Origin of the sequence: Flagellimonas sp. HMM57, assembly GCF_021390175.1 — a bacterium.
Classification (GTDB): Bacteria; Bacteroidota; Bacteroidia; order Flavobacteriales; family Flavobacteriaceae; genus Flagellimonas.
The window spans coordinates 777419-797213 of the sequence record NZ_CP090004.1; the positions used below are offsets into that span (position 1 = coordinate 777419).

General features: G+C 38.8%; 15 protein-coding genes and 2 riboswitches. Of the genes, 1 reads left to right on the forward strand and 14 read right to left on the reverse strand.

Annotated elements, in window-relative coordinates; translation table 11 throughout:
* Window positions 1-10: 10 nt before the first annotated feature.
* The 9 genes from LV716_RS03450 to LV716_RS03490 all read right to left on the reverse strand — a co-directional run bounded on the left by LV716_RS03450 (window position 11) and on the right by LV716_RS03490 (window position 9177).
* Window positions 11-1012, reverse strand: coding sequence for a homocysteine S-methyltransferase family protein (locus tag LV716_RS03450; RefSeq protein WP_163416396.1), 1002 nt, complete (start codon window positions 1010-1012; stop codon window positions 11-13).
* Window positions 1013-1086: 74 nt separating this feature from the next.
* Window positions 1087-1209, reverse strand: a riboswitch (SAM riboswitch).
* Window positions 1210-1331: 122 nt separating this feature from the next.
* Complete coding sequence (locus tag LV716_RS03455; protein ID WP_163416397.1) at window positions 1332-2393, reverse strand: NAD(P)/FAD-dependent oxidoreductase; 1062 nt, start codon at window positions 2391-2393, stop codon at window positions 1332-1334.
* Complete coding sequence (gene cobA, locus LV716_RS03460; protein ID WP_163416398.1) at window positions 2390-3172, reverse strand: uroporphyrinogen-III C-methyltransferase; 783 nt, start codon at window positions 3170-3172, stop codon at window positions 2390-2392. Before cobA ends, LV716_RS03455 begins: the two co-directional genes overlap by 4 nt.
* A complete protein-coding gene (locus LV716_RS03465; protein WP_163416399.1) occupies window positions 3165-5255 on the reverse strand; it encodes a HEPN domain-containing protein in 2091 nt (696 codons plus the stop codon). Before LV716_RS03465 ends, cobA begins: the two co-directional genes overlap by 8 nt.
* Before the next feature lie 132 nt (window positions 5256-5387).
* Window positions 5388-6635: a sulfate adenylyltransferase subunit 1 gene (locus LV716_RS03470; RefSeq protein WP_163416400.1), complete on the reverse strand. Its 1248-nt coding sequence runs from the start codon at window positions 6633-6635 to the stop codon at window positions 5388-5390.
* Window positions 6636-6719: 84 nt separating this feature from the next.
* Complete coding sequence (gene cysD, locus LV716_RS03475) at window positions 6720-7631, reverse strand: sulfate adenylyltransferase subunit CysD (protein ID WP_163417859.1); 912 nt, start codon at window positions 7629-7631, stop codon at window positions 6720-6722.
* Between the two features lie 54 nt (window positions 7632-7685).
* Complete coding sequence (locus LV716_RS03480) at window positions 7686-8309, reverse strand: phosphoadenosine phosphosulfate reductase family protein (protein ID WP_163416401.1); 624 nt, start codon at window positions 8307-8309, stop codon at window positions 7686-7688.
* Between the two features lie 12 nt (window positions 8310-8321).
* On the reverse strand, window positions 8322-8585 hold the full coding sequence (locus tag LV716_RS03485) for a DUF2061 domain-containing protein (protein WP_163416402.1): 264 nt from the start codon (window positions 8583-8585) through the stop codon (window positions 8322-8324).
* A gap of 181 nt (window positions 8586-8766) precedes the next feature.
* Window positions 8767-9177 carry an Rrf2 family transcriptional regulator gene (locus LV716_RS03490; protein ID WP_163416403.1) on the reverse strand — a complete coding sequence of 137 codons (411 nt, stop codon included), beginning with the start codon at window positions 9175-9177 and terminating at the stop codon, window positions 8767-8769.
* 143 nt (window positions 9178-9320) lie between these two features.
* Here LV716_RS03490 and LV716_RS03495 point away from each other — a divergent pair, with 143 nt between their 5' ends.
* Window positions 9321-10163 carry a hypothetical protein gene (locus tag LV716_RS03495; protein WP_163416404.1) on the forward strand — a complete coding sequence of 281 codons (843 nt, stop codon included), beginning with the start codon at window positions 9321-9323 and terminating at the stop codon, window positions 10161-10163.
* 94 nt (window positions 10164-10257) lie between these two features.
* Here the strand turns inward: LV716_RS03495 and LV716_RS03500 are convergent, their stop codons facing one another.
* From LV716_RS03500 to LV716_RS03520, 5 genes are all read right to left on the reverse strand, one after another.
* Complete coding sequence (locus tag LV716_RS03500) at window positions 10258-11430, reverse strand: PLP-dependent aspartate aminotransferase family protein (protein WP_163416405.1); 1173 nt, start codon at window positions 11428-11430, stop codon at window positions 10258-10260.
* A gap of 117 nt (window positions 11431-11547) precedes the next feature.
* Window positions 11548-14934: a bifunctional aspartate kinase/homoserine dehydrogenase I gene (gene thrA / locus LV716_RS03505; RefSeq protein ID WP_163416406.1), complete on the reverse strand. Its 3387-nt coding sequence runs from the start codon at window positions 14932-14934 to the stop codon at window positions 11548-11550.
* A gap of 108 nt (window positions 14935-15042) precedes the next feature.
* Window positions 15043-16335 (reverse strand): O-acetylhomoserine aminocarboxypropyltransferase/cysteine synthase family protein, encoded by a 1293-nt coding sequence (locus tag LV716_RS03510; RefSeq protein WP_163416407.1) that lies wholly within the window; start codon window positions 16333-16335, stop codon window positions 15043-15045.
* Between the two features lie 179 nt (window positions 16336-16514).
* Window positions 16515-16662: riboswitch (SAM riboswitch) on the reverse strand.
* Between the two features lie 396 nt (window positions 16663-17058).
* Window positions 17059-17715 carry a class I SAM-dependent methyltransferase gene (locus LV716_RS03515; RefSeq protein WP_163416408.1) on the reverse strand — a complete coding sequence of 219 codons (657 nt, stop codon included), beginning with the start codon at window positions 17713-17715 and terminating at the stop codon, window positions 17059-17061.
* A gap of 14 nt (window positions 17716-17729) precedes the next feature.
* Window positions 17730-19673, reverse strand: a complete 1944-nt coding sequence (locus tag LV716_RS03520) for a CocE/NonD family hydrolase (protein ID WP_163416409.1) — start codon at window positions 19671-19673, stop codon at window positions 17730-17732.
* Window positions 19674-19795 lie beyond the last annotated feature (122 nt).

A 19795-nucleotide genomic window follows, 5' to 3' on the forward strand; every position in this document is an offset into this window, starting at 1 on the left:
GGATTCCTGACTATACAGGAACAACAAGTTTTCGAGGTTCATAATCTTTGACCAAATTGGCAATCGCAGTGATATGTTCTGGCGTTGTCCCGCAACAGCCGCCTACAATATTTACCAAACCTTTTTCTACATATTCTTTAATCTGTATGGCCATTTGCTCCGGTGTTTCGTCATATTCCCCAAAGGCATTTGGCAAACCTGCATTTGGGTGTGCACTAATGGCATGTTCAGATTTTGCGGAAATGACTTCCAAATGTGGTACCAATTGTTTTGCTCCCAAAGCACAGTTAAATCCGACTGATAGTATAGGGATGTGGGATATGGATATCAAAAATGCTTCTGCAGTCTGTCCAGATAGGGTTCGGCCCGAAGCATCGGTTATCGTACCACTTACCATTATTGGGACTTCTATATGACGTTCGTCTTTTACTTCTTCAATAGCGAATAGGGCGGCTTTGGCATTAAGCGTATCAAAGATGGTCTCTACCAACAAGATATCCGCACCACCATCCAATAAAGCTTCTACCTGTTGTTTGTAAGCTATTCGTAATTCTTCAAAGGAAACCCCTCGAAACCCAGGATCGTTGACATCTGGCGACATACTTGCCGTTTTATTGGTAGGACCAATACTGCCAGCAACAAAACGAGGCTTATTTGGTTCTTTGGCAGTAAACTCATCCGCTACTTTTTTCGCTATACGTGCCGATTCATAATTTAACTCATACACTAACCCTTCCATATGGTAATCGGCCATGGCGATAGTGGTACCAGAAAAGGTATTGGTCTCCACTATGTCTGCACCAGCCGCAAAATATTTACGGTGTACTTCGGCAATCGCTTCTGGCTGTGTCAGCGACAATAAATCATTGTTTCCCTGTAATGGATGCTCCCAATCTTTAAAACGTTCTCCTCTAAAATCAACTTCGGTGAATTTATAGCGTTGTAACATGGTACCCGTGGCACCATCCAACACCAAGATTTTTTCTTGTAAAAGTTCTTCTATTTTGACCATATGTTAGTTACCTTATTTGTAAGGTATATTTTAAATCAAGAAAAATGAATAAGGGTAGACCTGTTGTCTTTATTCGGTTATCTCCCCACTTTAGCGGGTAGAACGTAGCACCTTCATAGTTCCCAATGGGCATTGGAATAAACTAAGGGTTGCTAAGGTTTCACAGGGTCTATTCCCTCCACCTTTCTTGATAACAATTTCAATTTTTTAATGAACTGTAAGCAAAGAAACATCACAAAACGTTCTAAACCAAAAAATGGTTTAAAAAAAGCCTCCAAATGGAGGCTTTTCGCTAACTCAAATAGAAACTTGTAACTTCCTAAATGATACTCTGTACTACTTCTTTCTTCGCTTCTTTTTTAGAACCATCAAAACCTTCAACACCACCAACGGTAGTATATTTCATTACGAAGCGCTTATTTGGATTAATGATTTGGTATGCGTACTGGCACATTACCGCAGCTTCATGAAAACCGGAAAGAATCAATTTCAGTTTCCCTTCATAGGTATTGACATCGCCTATAGCAAATACACCCGGAATATTGGTTTGATAGTCTTTGGAATTGTTGACCTTAATCGCGTTTTTCTCTATCTCTAATCCCCAACTTCCAATAGGTCCTAGTTTTGGAGAAAGTCCGAACAATGGAATGAAGTTATCTGCTTCCAAATACGTATCTTCCTTTTCTTTGTTGTTATGCTTTATAACTACGCCGCTCAAATCGTTGTTGCCATGCAATGCTGTTACCTGAGCTTCAGTGAATAGTTTGATTTTCCCCAATTTGGCCAATTCCGATGCTTTCTCCACTGAATCCAAAGCTCCCCTAAATTCATTTCTTCTATGTACCAATGATACCTCAGCGGCAACATCTGCCAAATAAATGGACCAATCCAATGCGGAATCTCCACCACCAGCAATGACCACTTTTTTATTTCGATAAATCTCTGGGTCCTTTATCATATAGGAAACCCCCTTATCTTCATATTGGGCAATATTTTCCAATTGTGGTTTACGCGGTTCAAATGAGCCCAATCCACCTGCTATTACCACAACGGGGGCATGATGTTGGGTACCTTTATTTGTAGTGACCACAAAGGAACCATCTTCCAGTTTATCCAAAGTCTCTGCACGCTCTCCCAACGTAAAGCCGGGCTCAAAGGGTTTAATCTGTTCCAAGAGCCTATCTACTAAATCCCCCGCTAAAATCTCAGGATATGCAGGAATATCATAAATAGGTTTTTTAGGGTAAATTTCTGAACACTGACCTCCAGGTTGGGGAAGTGCATCTATTAAATGGGTTTTCAATTTTAACAAACCTGCCTCGAATACCGTGAACAGTCCAGTAGGGCCGGCTCCGATTATCAATATATCTGTCTTTATCATAGTATTTCTTTTTCTAATAAAACCAATGTTTTCTGATTATACTCCTTTTGTATTTCCAACACTTTTTGTCTGTGATTTACCACCTCTCCAATAATAATAATTGCAGGATTGGATAACTGCTGCTCCTTTGCCTTGTTCTCAATTGAAGCAACAGTACCAATCCCTATTTTTTCGTTTTCTGTTGTACCGTTTTGAATAATGGCCACGGGCGTATTGGACTTTCCTTCTAACCGAAACAAATCCATGATCTCCTTCAACTTGGACATGCCCATTAATATAACAACCGTAGCACTGGACTTTGCGGCAAGGGCCACATCGTTGGACAGCTTATGTTCCTTGGTTGTTCCCGTGATCACCCAAAAACTTTCGGATGCACCTCTTTTGGTCACTGGTATGTTTTGAGAAGCGGGTACGGATACCGATGAGGAAATTCCGGGAACTATAGCGGTCTCAAGTCCATGCTTTGCAGCATATTCCATCTCCTCGGCACCCCTTCCAAAAACGAAAGGGTCTCCTCCTTTTAGGCGTACCACATGTCCTTTATCGTATGCACGTTGTACAATCAGTTCATTAATCTGTTCTTGTTGATAGGCGTAACATCCTTTTCGTTTGCCCACAAAGATTTTTTCTGCTTTTGAGGCATATTCCAATAATGCAGTATCTACTAAAGCATCGTAAAGAACAACATTGGCATCCTGTAATGCTTTAATTCCTTTTAGGGTTATTAAATCGATATCACCAGGGCCAGCTCCGACTACGGTAAGTTTTGGTCTATGCATTGGTCAATTCTAGTTTTCTATGGTTCTCCAATCGCTCTAAAACAGTTTTTGCATCTTCTATGTAACTAGCCGCAAATTCTTTTGATGGCCTATTTTGATTCAATTGTAATGCCACTTCTTCAAAACTTTTAGCGAAGCTGATTTTTCCCGGTTCCACAAAAAGTCTGTCAAAATCCTTGATTATTGAAGCTTGGGTATTCGTCTTCACCTTTTCAGACGTAAGAAGTGCTTTTGCAGAGTTAACTATAGATTGATAGGAATAGTAAATACTGGCGGCCCATTTTTCTTGCTTCAGGGCTTCTTCGGCATTTTCAATTTTCTCCTGACTCTCATAAAAAAGTGTTGCCACCAAATCCACGATCACTCCTGCACATTCGCCAACGCCTATTTCTTTCTTGTACTTTTCCGCATTGCCCCAATCGATAAAATCGTCTTGGGTCAAATTTTCGATGTTGGTCAACGGTTTCAAAAATTCGTAAAAATAGTGCTCGCCTTTTTCTTGATAGTAATCTGCAAAAGATATTCCATTACCGTTTTTATTAAAATCGTCTAAAATCAATCGTAATGCTTGTGGTCCTCTTTTACTCGGAATTTTCACCACTTTATCTGCAAATCTGCCATTTCCGTTACCAAAATTTCCTCCGCCCAATAAAACCTGTAAAGCTGGAGCCACCAATTTATCCTTGGTACGTATGGACATTCCCTGAAACCCGATATTGGCCATATTGTGCTGTCCACAGGCATTCATGCATCCGCTTATTTTAATAACAACGTCGGGGTTATTGATATACTCTGGATATTCTGCTTTTATCACGCGCTCCAATTCGGCAGCAATTCCTGTACTACTGGCTATTCCCAGATTACAAGTATCCGTGCCTGGGCAAGCAGTGATATCCAAAGCTTTATTGTAGCCAGCTTCTACAAAACCAAGTTTTTTCAGTTCTGTGTAGAAAAATGGAACGGATTCTTCTTTTACATAAGGAATCAAAATGTTTTGTCTGAGCGACAACCTAATTTCACCTGCAGCAAAATTCTGTACTAAATCCGCAAGTTTTCTAGCGTCAGTCGTATAAAAATCACCCAACAAGACTTTTATTCCAATTGCAACATATCCTTCTTGTTTTTGTGGTATGAGATTAGTGGATTTCCATTGTTCAAATTCTTCTTGGTTTTCTATTTCAACTAGTGGCACTTTAGTTTGGGCAACTACTGGTTTTGGGTACTTTTCGAAATCTATGGGATATGATTGGTGCGGAACTGCTAGTTGTTCTTTTTCCAAAAGTTCTTTGAATCCATCGAGTCCTAAATCTTTCAGTAAAAATTTCATTCTAGCTTTGGCTCGGCTCTTACGCTCTCCATATCTATCAAAAACACGGATTACACTCTCCATTAACGGAATTATCTTGTTTGATGGCAAGAATTCGAATAATACGTCCGCGTGCCGTGGCTGAGAACCTAGCCCACCTGCCAGCATTACTTTAAAGCCTCTTTCCCCATTTTTTATTTTTGCGATAAAGCCCAAGTCATGCATGTACGAAAGACCTGTATCGGAATCATTAGCCGAAAAAGAAACCTTAAATTTCCTACCCATTTCCTGACCTATCGGGTTTCTTAAGAAATATTGAAAAAGCGCATGGGCATAAGGAGAAACATCAAATGGTTCATGAACATCTATTCCCGCTGTTTCGCTGGCCGTAACATTTCTAACAGTATTCCCACAGGCCTCACGAAGTGTAACATCGTCTCTTTCCAATTGTGCCCATAGTTCTGGGGTTCGCTCCAAGTCCACATAATGTATCTGTATGTCTTGGCGCGTGGTGATGTGCAAACGTCCTCGTGAGTATTCATCGGACACATCACATATGCGAAGTAGTTGATTGGAAGTTACTTTTCCGTAGGGCAATTTGATACGTACCATCTGTACGCCGGGTTGGCGTTGGCCATAAACGCCCCTTGCCAGACGAAGGCTTCTGAATTTTTCTTCATCAACCTTACCTTCCTTGAACTGTCTGATTTTTTTATCCAGTTCGATAATATCTTTTTCAACGACTGGATTTTCTATTTCTGTTCTAAAACTTTGCATCTTTTTTCGCTTCTTGAATCTAGATTAAAACACTATACAATATTTTATTAATCCTATAGATTTAATAGGTTATTTATATAAAGTATTTTTAGTTTGATAGATTCATGATTCATAAATAATGGGATATTCTTTTTAGTTGATAAAACCTACACCAGCAGTGGTATTTGTTTGTTCATCGATTAAAATAAAGGAACCATTGGATTTATTTTCCACAAATGAGTCGTAAAAAATTGGTTTACTTAACTTTATTTCCACTTCTCCTATTTCGTTCAACTCCAATTTGCCTTCTGAAAGCTTACTTCCCGAGTAATCGGTAGCAATAACATTCTTGATAGATGTGACTTTTGAAAGCACTTTATTGGTATTGTGCTGTACAACATACCTTGTACCGGCCCTAAGCTGTTTATTGTCCATCCAACACACTGTTGCTTCTATCTCTTTTTTTACTTCTGGAAGTTCACCTGATTTTACCAGCATATCGCCACGAGTAATATTAATCTCGTTCTCCAATGTAACGGTTACCGAACTGCCCGCTCCTGCTTCGTCAAAAGTCTTATCGTAAAAGTAGATTTCCTTAATTTTTGATTTGGTCAGGGATGGTAAAATGGTTACCTCATCCCCTACCTTGAGATTTCCCCCATATATTTTACCTGCAAATCCCCTGAAATCATGAAAATCCTGAGTCTTTGGCCGAATTACTGTTTGAACCGGTAAGCGGACAAATCCCTCATCTTTTAAATCGATAGTTTCCAGATTTTCCAAATGTTCAAGAATTGTCTCTCCATTGTACCAAGGCATAGCGTTGGTTTTTTCCGCAACATTATCGCCCTTGAGCGCACTTACAGGAATATAGCTCAACTGCTGTTCTGCATATGTACTATTGGCATTCAGTTTTTCAAAATCTGACTTGATATTTTCGAATACGTCTTCTGAATAATCAACCAAATCCATTTTATTGATGGCCACAATCACATTTTTAACACGTAGCAGATTATTGATAAAAAAATGACGGTACGTCTGCTCTATCACGCCTTTTCTAGCATCAATCAATATTATCGCTACTTGAGAGGTTGAAGCACCAGTGACCATGTTTCTGGTATACTCCACGTGACCTGGGGTATCGGCAATGATGTAGCTCTTTTTTGGAGTGGAAAAATAAATATGGGCCACGTCTATCGTAATTCCTTGTTCACGTTCTGCGACCAGACCATCGGTGGCCAAGGAAAAATCCAAATAATCATACCCTCGTTGCTTGCTACTTTTTCTAATGGCTTCCAATTTATCATCGGTCAACGATTTGGTATCGTAAAGTAGTCGCCCGATCAATGTACTTTTACCATCATCTACGCTTCCTGCCGTTGCTATCTTCAGTACTTCCATTTTTTTAGTTATTGGTTGTTCGTTGATGAATATCTGTTATGTCAAATCTACCATCAACCATGAACAATAAACGTTCAACTATTTTTAAAAATATCCTTGTTGTTTGCGTTTCTCCATTGCTGCTTCGGAACGCTTGTCATCTATTCTTGCACCCCGTTCCGATATTTTGGAATCACGGATTTCCGCTACTACCTTATCAATGGTATCGGCATAGGATTCTACTGCTGCTGTACAGGACATATCGCCCACGGTCCTAAACCGAACCATACGTTCTTCTACAGTTTCATCTTCTACCCTAAAGACAACTTCGTCTTCTGCAGACCAAATCAATCCATCTCTAAAGAAAACGTTTCTTGGATGTGCAAAGTAGATGGAAGGTATTTCAATATTTTCTTTTTGGATATAGCTCCACACGTCAAGTTCCGTCCAGTTACTTATTGGGAATACCCTTACGTTCTGTCCCATTTCAATCTGACCGTTCAGCATATCGAATAATTCTGGACGTTGATTCTTTTCATCCCATTGTCCAAAATCATCCCTAACCGAAAAAATACGCTCTTTTGCCCTGGCTTTTTCTTCATCCCTTCTAGCGCCTCCAATACAGGCATCAAATTTAAATTCCTCGATCGCATCTAAAAGTGTAGTTGTTTGCAATGAGTTTCTACTGGCATATTTACCAGTTTCTTCAACCACTTTTCCTTGGTCTATGGAATCTTGAACGTTTCTTATAATCAGGTCCACTCCTAATTCTTCCGCCAATCTGTCTCGGAACTCAATGGTTTCGGGAAAGTTATGCCCTGTGTCTATGTGCAACAATGGAAATGGGATTTTCGCCGGCCAAAATGCTTTTTGGGCCAGCCTGACCAAGGTAATGGAATCCTTGCCCCCTGAAAACAAGAGCACAGGTTTTTCAAACTGGGCCGCCACTTCCCTAAATATGTAAATTGCTTCGTGCTCCAGTGCATTTGTCTGTAACTTTTGGGAATCCGCACTAATGTTTAGCGCTTCTATTTCTTCTAGAAGTGTATTCAAAATGCTTTTTTTAATGGGTTAAGTATGTAATCCACATTCTCTGTTTTCGAGAACTTTGGTGGGATCAAAGTAATTATGTTCGTTCGGCAACTGATGCGTTTCAAGATAAGCGTCCAATTGTGCATCGTTCCAGTGGTAAAAGGGGCTTACTTTTAGTGTTCCATCATTGCTCAGACTAAGGATATCCAAAGAATCCCGATGTACAGTTTGCCCTTTTCTCAAATTCGTGAACCAAACATCTGGCCTATGTTCTGCCATTGCTCTTTTAAAAGGTTCCAATTTTACCTGTTCAGTAAATATTCCATGTTCAGGATCATCGATTTGGGGAATACCCATAACCACATCCCTGTATGCCGATGTTTGTTTGGGTACATATAATCTAATGTTCAAGCCTAAACGATCAATCAACTCTTCTGCGTGCTTATAAGTAGGCCGAGTGTTATATCCCGTATCACACCAAATAACAGGAATAGCATTATCCACATTCGTTATTGCATGAAGGATGGTTACCTCATAAGGACGAAAATTAGTAGTAATCACTGGTGTAGTGGCATTGGCCAAGGCCCAAGAAATGATTTCTTTAGGTTCGGCATCTCTAAATTGTAGATTTAAGTCTTGGATTTTTTCTTTTAAAACTATCATATCACCATAACATTATTTACCCCAACCAATGCTGTTCCATAGTCTTTCGTGAAAAAAGTAGAGTACCATTTTGGTAACCAGTTCTATTAAACCAATGGAAAATGCAAGTGATAAAGTACCGGTAACCACCCATGATATGATGATGGTATCAAATGTTCCAACTATTCGCCAGCTTATGGATTTGGCAACACTACGCTTGGGGCTTTCTGAACTTTTGTCTTTTGCAAAAGTATCTTTGGTCTTTCTGTTATTTATCAGTAATTGGTCTGCAATCATAATAAATTTTATTTTCCTATAGATTTAATAGGATAATCAAAAATAGAATTATTTATTAAAGTGAATCGTTAAAAGTCCAATAAAATTACTTTTATCCTATAGTTTTAGTAGATTAACTTGATATAAACCTTATCGTTATAAAAATTTCAAGTAAAGTCAATTATAATTGAAGAATTCTAAATCAAGAAATAAGGTCAGCTAAAGTATTGTTCCGATAAACTTCAAGATTCGCATCACGCACCTTGAGCATTAGCTTATTTACCGAACATTGGTCTTGATTGGGACAATCCTCACATTTTTCGTAAAAATTCAAACTAACACAGGGAACCATGGCTATAGGGCCTTCCAAAACGCGCATTACGGTAGTCATCTGAATTTCATCGGGAGACTTTATAAGATAATATCCACCACCCTTTCCTTTTTTCGAACCTAAAAAACCATTCCTGCGAAGTGTAAGCAGTATACTTTCCAAAAACTTTTGCGAGATGTTCTCGTGTTTTGCAATTTCTGCAATTTGAACGGGTTCCGTACTTTTTGTCGAAGCCAGATACGTTAATGCCTTTAAACCATATTTTGTCTTTTTGGAGAGCATAGCTGCTAATATAGGAAAGAATCGAATACTCTTTTTGGCTTTTCAATCATAATTGAATGCGGTAATACTTTTTTACCCATTAAAAGCGTTACTGATGCAAACCTAGATTGTAAAAATTTTCTTATCTAATCATAATATATATAATGAAGTATTATTTACCTTTTATTTCCGCTTTCTTAGTATTCATAACATCTGAAGCACAAAATTTCAAGATAAAAAAAGGAGAAGTTTTAATAAATAAAACTAAAGTGGCCTCAATACAAAAGGTCAAACAAAAAGGTACCAACTATTATCTTTTAAGCGATATTAACAATAACCCGATTTGCAGAGTGCAGGATTTGGAACAACAGTCATTATTATATCCTACCGATAAATCATATCCTTTTCGGGCTTTTTTTGGTGAAAAGCTAAGTGACACTTTGACAATAACTAAGAAAAACTATTGGTTATCGGAGAAAAGAATTATTGACTATGCACTTAAAATAGGTATGTTAAATGACACAGGTTTTGATGAATCCAAGACCCAAGAATTAATTTTATCTACACCCAAGCTTCCAGAGTGGATTACTGAAAGAATAAAAGGTGAGCAAGAATTGGTAGAACAACGTCAGTTCAAGGTTGAACGAACTTTTAAACAAGAGGATACTTTTGTGAAATCATATGAAAGCCGACAAGCGACCAGTCAACTAAACAAGAGTATCGTAACTCAAATTAAGTACGACATCTACCAAGGTGACCCAAATGGAAATAATATTTTAATAGGTCATGGAATTTACGAAACTGGAACGGTCAGAGGCACATGGCTTTTCATTTTGAACACCAAGAATGTCCCGTTAGCGTCTTATAGTGGAGCTAAACTCAAACTTTATGAACCATTCAAAGAAATTAGCCCTTTAAAACATGAAGTCACTACGTTGAGCGGTACTTCTAAGAGTGAATCTATAAAGCAGATGGCAATAGAATTAATAAAAAGGGATTTACTTTAACCAATATCCGACAAAAATAAAAAAGGCGCTAATACGCCTTTTTTATTTTTGTTAATCCCTTAATCCATGTTTGTAATAATCAAGATAAGAACGTCTAACCTAGTGCTTGGGCGATATCCCCGATAATATCGTCGATATGTTCCAACCCTACCGAAACACGTACCATTCCATCGGAGATACCAACAGACTCCCGTTCCTCTTTGGTAAGTTTACTATGCGTAGTCGATGCCGGATGGGTCACAATACTTCTTGAATCTCCCAAATTGGCAGAAAGTGACAGCAATTGTATAGCATCAAAGAATTTTTTCCCTTCTTCGAGTCCACCTTTTACCTCAAAAGCTACGACACATCCTCCCGCTTTCATTTGTTTTTTGGCTAATTCATATTTGGGATGGGATTTTAAAAAAGGATACTTGACCCAAGCCACTTTAGAATGGTTTTCTAAAAACTCAGCTAGTTGTAAGGCATTGGAACAATGCCTATCCACTCGTATTCCCAATGTTTCCAAGCTTTTGGACAATACCCAGGCATTAAATGGGGAAAGTGCAGGGCCCGTAATCCTTGCGAAACGGTAGATTTTATCGATAAGCTCTGCATTCCCAACGGTGATTCCTGCGAGAACACGGCCTTGACCGTCCATCAACTTTGTTCCAGAATGAATGACCAAATCTGCTCCAAACTTGATAGGTTGTTGTAAATAGGGCGAAGCAAAACAATTATCGACAATAAGAATTAATCCATTTTTCTTCGCAATTTTCCCAAGCACCTCAAGGTCTAAAACATCTACTCCAGGATTGGTCGGCGACTCGGCGTAGATAACCTTGGTTTTGGCTGTTATCAAATTTTCTACTTCTTCCAAAGCATTGATATCAAAATAACTTGTGCCAATGTTCCATTTTGGAAAAAACTGTGTGAACAACGTATGTGTTGAACCAAAGATACTTTTTGCTGATATGATGTGGTCGCCACTTTCCAAAAGGGCGGCAAATGTTGAAAAAACGGCAGCCATGCCAGAAGCGAAGGCAAAACCTGCTTCGGCCCCTTCCATTTTACATACCTTCTCGATAAATTCAGACGAGTTTGGATTGGAATAGCGCGAATAAATATTTCGTTCTTTCTCTTCGGCGAACGAAGCTCTCATATCTTCCGCATCATCAAACACAAAACTGGAGGTCAGGTACATTGGCGTAGAGTGTTCCAAGAATTGGGTACGCTCCAATTGTGTACGTATGGCTTCTGTTTCAAACTTCTTGTTTTTCTTTATCATACTATTTCAACATCATTTAAATATTTTGCAATAATGGATGAGACCTCTATCAAATCAGATATCAGACCTCCGACTACTGACTACTGACTACTGACTACTGACTACTAAATCTAAAAATCACATCTTTTCAGCAATCCTTAAAACATCTCCAAAAACGCCTCTTGCCGTAACTGCTGCCCCTGCTCCCGCTCCTTGGATCACCAAAGGGTTTTCACCGTAGGATTCTGTATAAATTTCAATAATAGAATCAGAACCATTTACCTGACCCAGCGCACTGGATTTAGGAACAGAAATCAATTTCACGTCCAAAACACCTTTTTCTTGTTGCAAATCACCATGCAAATCACCTACATATCGAAGTACGTGCCCTTGTTTTTGGCTATTTTTTATTTTTGAAAAACTGTTATCCATTGATGCAATACTTTCCATAAAGTCTTTAAAATCGACATTTTGTAAACTATCAGGAATCAAATTTTCTATTTCAATATCCGAAAACTCGTTTTCCAAATCCAATTCGCGGGCCAAAATCAACAATTTTCTTCCTACATCGTTTCCTGAAAGATCTTCACGGGGATCAGGTTCGGTATACCCTTTCTCCATAGCTGTTTTTACAATCTCCGAAAATGGTATTTCATTCTCCGAAAATGTATTGAAGATATAGCTCAACGAACCAGAAAAGACCCCTTTGATTCGAGTTATGTTCTCCCCGGAAAGATGCAAGAGCTTTATCGTATCTATGAGTGGCAGTCCTGCTCCAACATTGGTCTCGTACAAATATTGCTTTTGATTTTTTTCAAGATGGCCGCGTATCGTTTTGTAATAATCAAACCCCAATGTATTGGCAATTTTATTGGAAGAGACCAAATCGAACCCATTGGCTATAAAATCTTCATAGTTGGATACAAAGGACTCGCTAGCCGTATTATCTATGGCAATCAGGTTTTCGAGATGGTGCTTTGTAGCAAATTCAATAATGGATTTTGTTTGATATAGGCTTGTTTCGTTCTCCAAATCGTCTCGCCAAGTATCATTTACCCCTTCAACATTAAGTAAGCTCTTTTTAGAGTTGGATACTGCGAAAATCCTTAAATCGATTCCTTTTCGTTTTTCGATACTCTTCTGTGAACTTAGTATCTGGTCTATCAATGTACCACCAACATTACCATGCCCAAAAACAGCCAGGTTTACTCTTTTCGAGATTCCAAAAATCTGTCCATGGACCACATTAACGGCTTTGTGCAAATCAGCGCTATTGACAACCAAACTCACATTTTTGCCTGAAACCGTATTGTTGAAAAGCAAAGGAACAACCTGATTTTTTGCCAAGGCATTGAAAGGTTTATGAAAAGCACTTAAATCCATTCCCACGATAGAGATAACGGCTACATCATCCACCACCGTAATCTGATTTACATCTTTGTTGGAATAGTCGGTCTTAAATTCTATATCCAATACTCTTTTCGCTTTTTGAGCTTGTTTGGAATCCACCACAAGACCTATGCCCCTTTCCGAAGAACCTTGGGAAATGATTCCAACATTAATGTTATTAAGGCCCAAGACAGTAAAGATTCTGGCATCGACCCCAACTTTGCCCAAAAGTCCTCTTCCCTCTAGATTTATTAGTGCCACATGCTCCAGAACCGATAAGGATTTTATGCCCCCATTTTCTGTTTCGGCACCAATCAGGGTACCTTCATTTTTTATATTGAACGTGTTCAGGATACGTAATGGAATGTTTTTCTCCAATAAAGGGATTATCGTCTTGGCGTGAAGAATAGTAGCACCAAAATTGGCAAGTTCGTTTGCTTCGGCATAAGAAATGTAACATATCAACCTAGCTTCGGGAACCAAATCGGGATTCGCTGTAAAAATACCATCTACATGGGTATAGTTGACAAGCTCTTGGGCATCCAGAAAATTTGCAAGCAAAGCTGCTGAATAATTGCTTCCATTTCTTCCCAATGTAGTAGTTTCACCTTCTTTGTTAGAAGCTATAAATCCAGTAATTATGGGTATAGCATCATCATCCAATGCCTGAAAATATCGGATAACATTTTCCTTGGAAACAGCTTCATCTACCTCTGCATCGTTAAATGTATCATCGGTTTTTATCAGTTTTCTGGAATCGACAAGCTGTGCTTTAACCCCAGATTCCACCAATATCGAGGTAATTACTTTTCCCGAAATCAATTCGCCGTAGGACAACAATTCATCCTTAATTTTTAGACTATAATCTCCTGTTAGCGAAACTCCTTTTAACAGTTTTGCAATATGATTCAATTCTTCTTTAAGCTCAATTTTTGAAAAGGCTCCTCTTTGATAGTCAGAAAAAGTTTGAAGTTCTTTACTGAAATCCTTCCCTTTAGCAGCTAAATCAAGCATAGATTCCAATTGATCTGTTGCCTTACCTCTTGCCGACAATACTACCCCAAAATTTTCTCCTGCGTTAGCTCTTGTAGAAATAATCTCCAGTACATTTTGCAATCCTTTGCCATTAGCCAAGGATTTTCCACCAAACTTTAAAATCTTGATGCGCTCCTTTTTTCCATTTTTTTGAAAAATTGGCCCAAGCAGGTTTTCCAATTGTTGAAATTCAATCAAAAAGGCATCGTGACCGTGAAGTGATTGTACTTCTCCATAAGTGACGTTAGCATTCGCCTGTGCTAAATTTCGAAATGTCTCCTTATTTTCTTCTGCGGTAAAAAACAAATCCGAATTAACCCCAATGATATGAATCTTGGTATCACTTTTCTGAATCAAATCAAAAGCATCCTCGCCATTTCTTGTGATATCGATTGTCTTTAACAATTGATTCATCAACTTATACGCGGAGAGCTGAAAACGTTCTTGAAGTTTTTTCCCGTGGTGCATCAACCAACTTTCTACATTAAAAACCTGTAGCTCTTCATTGGTACTTCGCTTAAATCTAGCCTTGAAGGATTCAGGTGTACGATAGCATAACATGGCATGCATACGCGCATCGTGTACAGGTTGTTTGGAATTTACCAAAAATTGCTCCTGAATCTGACAGTTCGCAATCAACCAATCCGTTGATTTCCAATCAGAAGCCACTGGAATTAAATGTTGGGTGATTTTAGGGTCAAGGGCTACCACTTCCCAAGCAATACCACCGCCCAAAGAACCGCCAATGATAGCAAATAGTTTCTCTACCTTTAGTTGTTCCAGCCCATTGAGAAAAATCTTGGCAATATCTCCTGCCACAAAATCCTTGTAATTATCGATTACGAAACTATCATAACCGTTTCCAGGAATGTTAAAGGCCAAAATGGTGTACCTTCCAGTATCGATACATTTGTTATCGCCAATAATATCGGTCCACCAGCCATCATCACCCGTTACGTTCGAATTTCCCGTTAGGGCATGGTTTACCAATACAATTGGGGCTGAATGCAATTCCTGTCCGAACAATTGATAGGACAATTGTAAATCTTGGGTATTCCCGGATAGGGTGGTGAAATTTGGTATGTTGATGTGTTGGAGCATTTATTATTGAATAGCTCCTTCTTCCTGAAAAGAAGGCCGGGATAAGGGGACTAAATTACCCCTCACCTTAATCCTCTCCCGAAGGAGAGGAAACCTATTATACTTCGTTTACGCCAAAACTGATTTATCTATAGTTGCAAAGGCACTTTCCAAATCAGCTTTTAAATCTTCAATATCTTCCAGGCCTACGGACAAGCGAATCAAATCTTTTGTAACTCCCGTTGATTCTTGGGCTGCATCATCCAACTGTTGGTGCGTTGTACTTGCAGGGTGAATAATCAACGACTTCGTATCGCCTATATTTGCCAATAAAGAGAAAACCTTGGTTTCATCAGCTATCTTTTTAGCAGATTCAAATCCACCTTTGACACCAAAGGTGACGATTCCGCTCTGACCTTTTGGCAAATATACCTTTGCGTGTCCATGGTATTTGCTCGATTGTAATCCAGGATAGTTTACCCATGCCACTTCATTTCTGCTTTCCAGCCATTTGGCCAATGCCAGTGCATTTTCACTATGCTGTTTCATACGGATGGATAAGGTTTCCAACCCTTGGATAATTTGCCAAGCATTGTAGGGGCTTGCAGCTCCGCCAAAATCCCTAAGACCTTCTATCCTGACCTTGGCGATAAAGGCTGCGGGACCTAACACCTCGTGGTATACCAATCCGTGATAACCAGGCGAAGGTTCGGTAAATTCTGGGAACTTTCCATTGCCATAGTCAAATGTTCCAGCATCAATGATTACTCCTCCCAGCGATGTTCCGTTTCCGTTGATATACTTTGTCAATGAATGTATAACAATATTGGCCCCATGTTCAATGGGGTTTAACAGTGCTGGAGTTGCTACGGTATTATCTACAATAAATGGCACTTTAGCTGTTTTTGCTTCGGAGGAAATTGCTTTCAAATCCAACACATCCAGTTTTGGATTGCCTAAAGATTCCACAAAAATGGCCCTTGTATTTTCTTGTACTGCCTTTCCAAAATTAGAAGGTTCTTCCGGGTCAACGAAGGTTGTTGTTATCCCTAATCTTGGTAACGTATTCGCCAATAAATTATAGGTTCCGCCATATAGACTGTTTGATGCTACAATATGGTCCCCCGTCCTCAACAATACCAATAAAGCTGTAGAAATTGCAGCTGTTCCAGATGCAGTTGCCACGGCAGCAATACCTCCTTCCAAAGCAGCTAAACGCTGTTCTAGCACATCGGTAGTAGGGTTGTTTAATCGCGTATAAATATACCCGGGTTCAGATAGGTTAAAAAGATTTGCGGCATGGTCGGCATCATTAAAAACATAGGCCGTACTTTGATAAATTGGAACTGCTCGCGTTCCCCCGTTTGCAGATACATCATGACCTGCGTGTAAAGCGTTTGTAGAAAATTTTTGATCACTCATGATTTTGTTTTTGTGCATCCATTCTTTTTTTGGATACCGGTTTTAAAAGATTTCATTTTAAACATATCCTTCGACTACGCTCAGGATACGAAATAGTAAAAGCCAAACCCTGTCCGCCGACTTTGCGGTTAGGTAAAATCAAAAAGTTATAAGAAAATGGAATCGAAAAATTTCGATGACTGTTATCCTTCCCAATGTTGGTCGAATTACTTCAACAGGCTCCAAGCTATGCTTGGAAAGGGTAGAATTTAGCACCTTCTTAGCACAAGAGACTAAGGGTTGCTAAGGTTTCGCAGGGTCTAATCCCTCCACCTTTCTTGATAACTATTCAATACGTGTTTGAACTTATTGGAACAAATATAACGTCAGATTTTTTTAAAATCCTAATGATTATGGAAAATTTCACAAAAACCTAGTGCTTTTATAGGATACCTTATCATGACCAATACTTAGAATAATACAAACAGCATCACAAGAAATAGTGTGACATGAGCTTCGCACCAATACGATAGAACTGGATGAGATTAACACATATACTCGGATTTTTCAAAAAACTTGATGAATTACAAATTGACTATAATCCAATCAAAAAAATATGACAGCAACCCAACGTGATTTTTAATAGGCTAATTGGAATGCTGTTTCATTTTTCTGTGTGAAATACCTTCAAGCATTTTTACTTAAGGTATAGTATGTGCTTCTGATAAAGATAGGTTTCACTACCTAAAATAGTGTATATAATACGGTCTCAATGACACCTCCATAATCTATATTGTCAACAGATAACAACTTTTTTTCTTCCTTCATTTTTAAATGGAACGGTGTTGCCGTTAGCACGACCCCACTTTGCTTTTTTAAACGGATTCCTTGGCCGGAAATCAATTCTTTATTGGGGATAAAATCTCCTTTCGGCACGTGTTCCGTAAGCAAAACGTATTGGAAACTGTAGAGTTTATTTACAATGTTCAAAATTTCTGCATTGGACAAATGTTGCAATACCTGGCGTAAAATTACACAATCACCCGATGGCAGTTCATCCTTAGCAATATCCAAGCAACTGAACTCTAGATTTTTTTCCCTAAACTGTTCTTTATTATATGCTACCAAATCTGGAACAATATCAACGGCAATATAGTTTTTAGTGTGTTTGACCAATGCCTTTCCAACATTGAAATCTCCACAACCTAAATCACAAACGGTAATGGGATGCTCAAAAGATTGTAAAAATGATATAACTGATTTAAGGTAAGGTGCCACAACATTGGGGTGATGCGAACCATGTCCAGAATAGTAATAAGAACCGTTATCACCCCAAAGCTTTTTTTCATAAACCTGTTCCATTACCCTTTTTGTAGGCCAGGCTTTTTTGGAGGTTTTCATGAAGTGGACATGACTTATTTTAATACAGAAAATTCTATACTGGAATCCGTAAACACAGTATGTGTCTGAGTTTTAAAGTCCTCTTCATTGGCTTTAAAAATATTCTCCACATACGTCTGCGGATTTAAATCTATCAAAGGAAACCACGTACTTTGTACCTGTACCTGAAGCTTGTGCCCTTTTTTTATGGTATGAAAAACATCTTGCAATTTTATATTGACCTCAGTTTTTTGATTTGGTGTGAAAGGTTCTGGATTGGTGAAACTATTTCGGAAACGGCCGCGCATTACTTCGCTACGTACCATAAGATGATAGTTGCTCATTTTCAAATGGTCTTGCATCTCCTCATTGGTTTCGACTTTAGCTGGATGTAAGTCGATAATCTTAACAATCCAATCCGCTGCTGTACCCGTGGTTGCCACTTTTAGTTTTGCCAAAATATCTCCTGCCAAAGTAAAATCTTCTTCCATAACTTCAGTCTCAAAAACCAGAACATCTGAGCGTCGCGCAGCAAAGCGTTGGTCATCCGTCATGTATTTTCTTGGCGTGAATACGGATTTTACATCCTCGGAATAAGGTACTGGCTTTTTGATATCACTGATAAACTGTATTCCCGAAACCTCATTAGACTCAGATGCAAGTTCTTGATTTTCTGATAAAAACATTTCTTTCTTCTGTACGCCATTTGGGGGCCATGTATCATATTGCTTCCATTCTTTACGACCTGAATCAAACACATATGCTTCGGGCAAACCCGAGTTTTTGTCACCTGCTCCTTTCAGAAAATGATTAAAAAACTTCGTTTCAATATTTTCTTGGTAGAATTCCGATATTTCATCTCCAAAGTAATAGTTGCCAACAACCGTGCGTCCATCCCTTTTGGACCATCTACCATGGTCCCAAGGACCAAAAACCATGGTATTGTAGTTCTCCGGATTGTATTTTTCAATGTTCTTGTAGGTTTCCAACGGACCATAAAGATCTTCAGCATCAAACCAACCGCCAACTACCATGGTTGCTACGTGAGATTTCACATTTTTTAAATGCTGAATAATTCCCCTACTTTGCCAAAGTTCATCATAATTAGGGTGTTCCTTTAATTCGTTCCAAAAGAAATCATCGGTCATAGCATCAGGGGCTATAGAGGCTCTATCCTTTATATCATACTCAAAGAAAGAATTAAGGTTGCTAAGAGATCCTTTATCCAAGAAAAATTGGTATTGATCTTCCGTACCAATATCAGGTAATGTATACCATGCCGTATCTATAGGCTGGTCACCGTTTGGTCTTGGCGTTCCAAACAATGAAGTTGCCCTAAAATAGCTTAGCAAATAAGCCCCATTATGATGAAAATCATCAAAAAAGAAATCTCCTATGCTCGCTTGGGGAGAGGCCGCTTTTAATGCCGGATGAGCATCTACCGTAGCGTAGGTAGCATAAAATCCGGGATAAGAAATACCCCAGATGCCCACATTACCGTTGTTGTTTTCAACATTATTTACAAGCCACTCAATTGTATCATAAGTATCAGAGCTTTCGTCCACGCCTGCATCCGAAGTTTTGTTTGGAATATATGCCCGCATATTCTCATAACTGCCTTCGCTAAGCCACCTACCCCGCACATCTTGATATACTACAATATAGCCTTCTTCCATCATGTGTATGTTGGGAGCTATTTTTTCTTTAAATTGATTCTCTCCATAGGGCCTAGAACTATAAGGCGTACGCTGCATGATGATAGGATACGCTTTGGATGTATCCTTTGGGGAATAGATTGTCGTATGCAATTTTATGCCATCCCTCATGGTAATATCCACTTCTTTTTTAGTATAGTTGTCCGCAACGTAACTAGTTGAAACTTCAGTATCAGAAGAAGACTTCTTGGTTTTTGAGCAAGAACCTAAGAGAATCGAGACAAATACAAGTGTGAGGAAAATTTTAAAATTGAATTTTGGCATAGCTATACGTTTAAGTTCTAAAACTAGTAAAGTTGAATTAAGAATACGAAAAATAATCAGGGAAAATCCAAGTTGTCTGTTCTAGCGCAACTGAGAACCGAGTAAATCTAGATATCTCATCT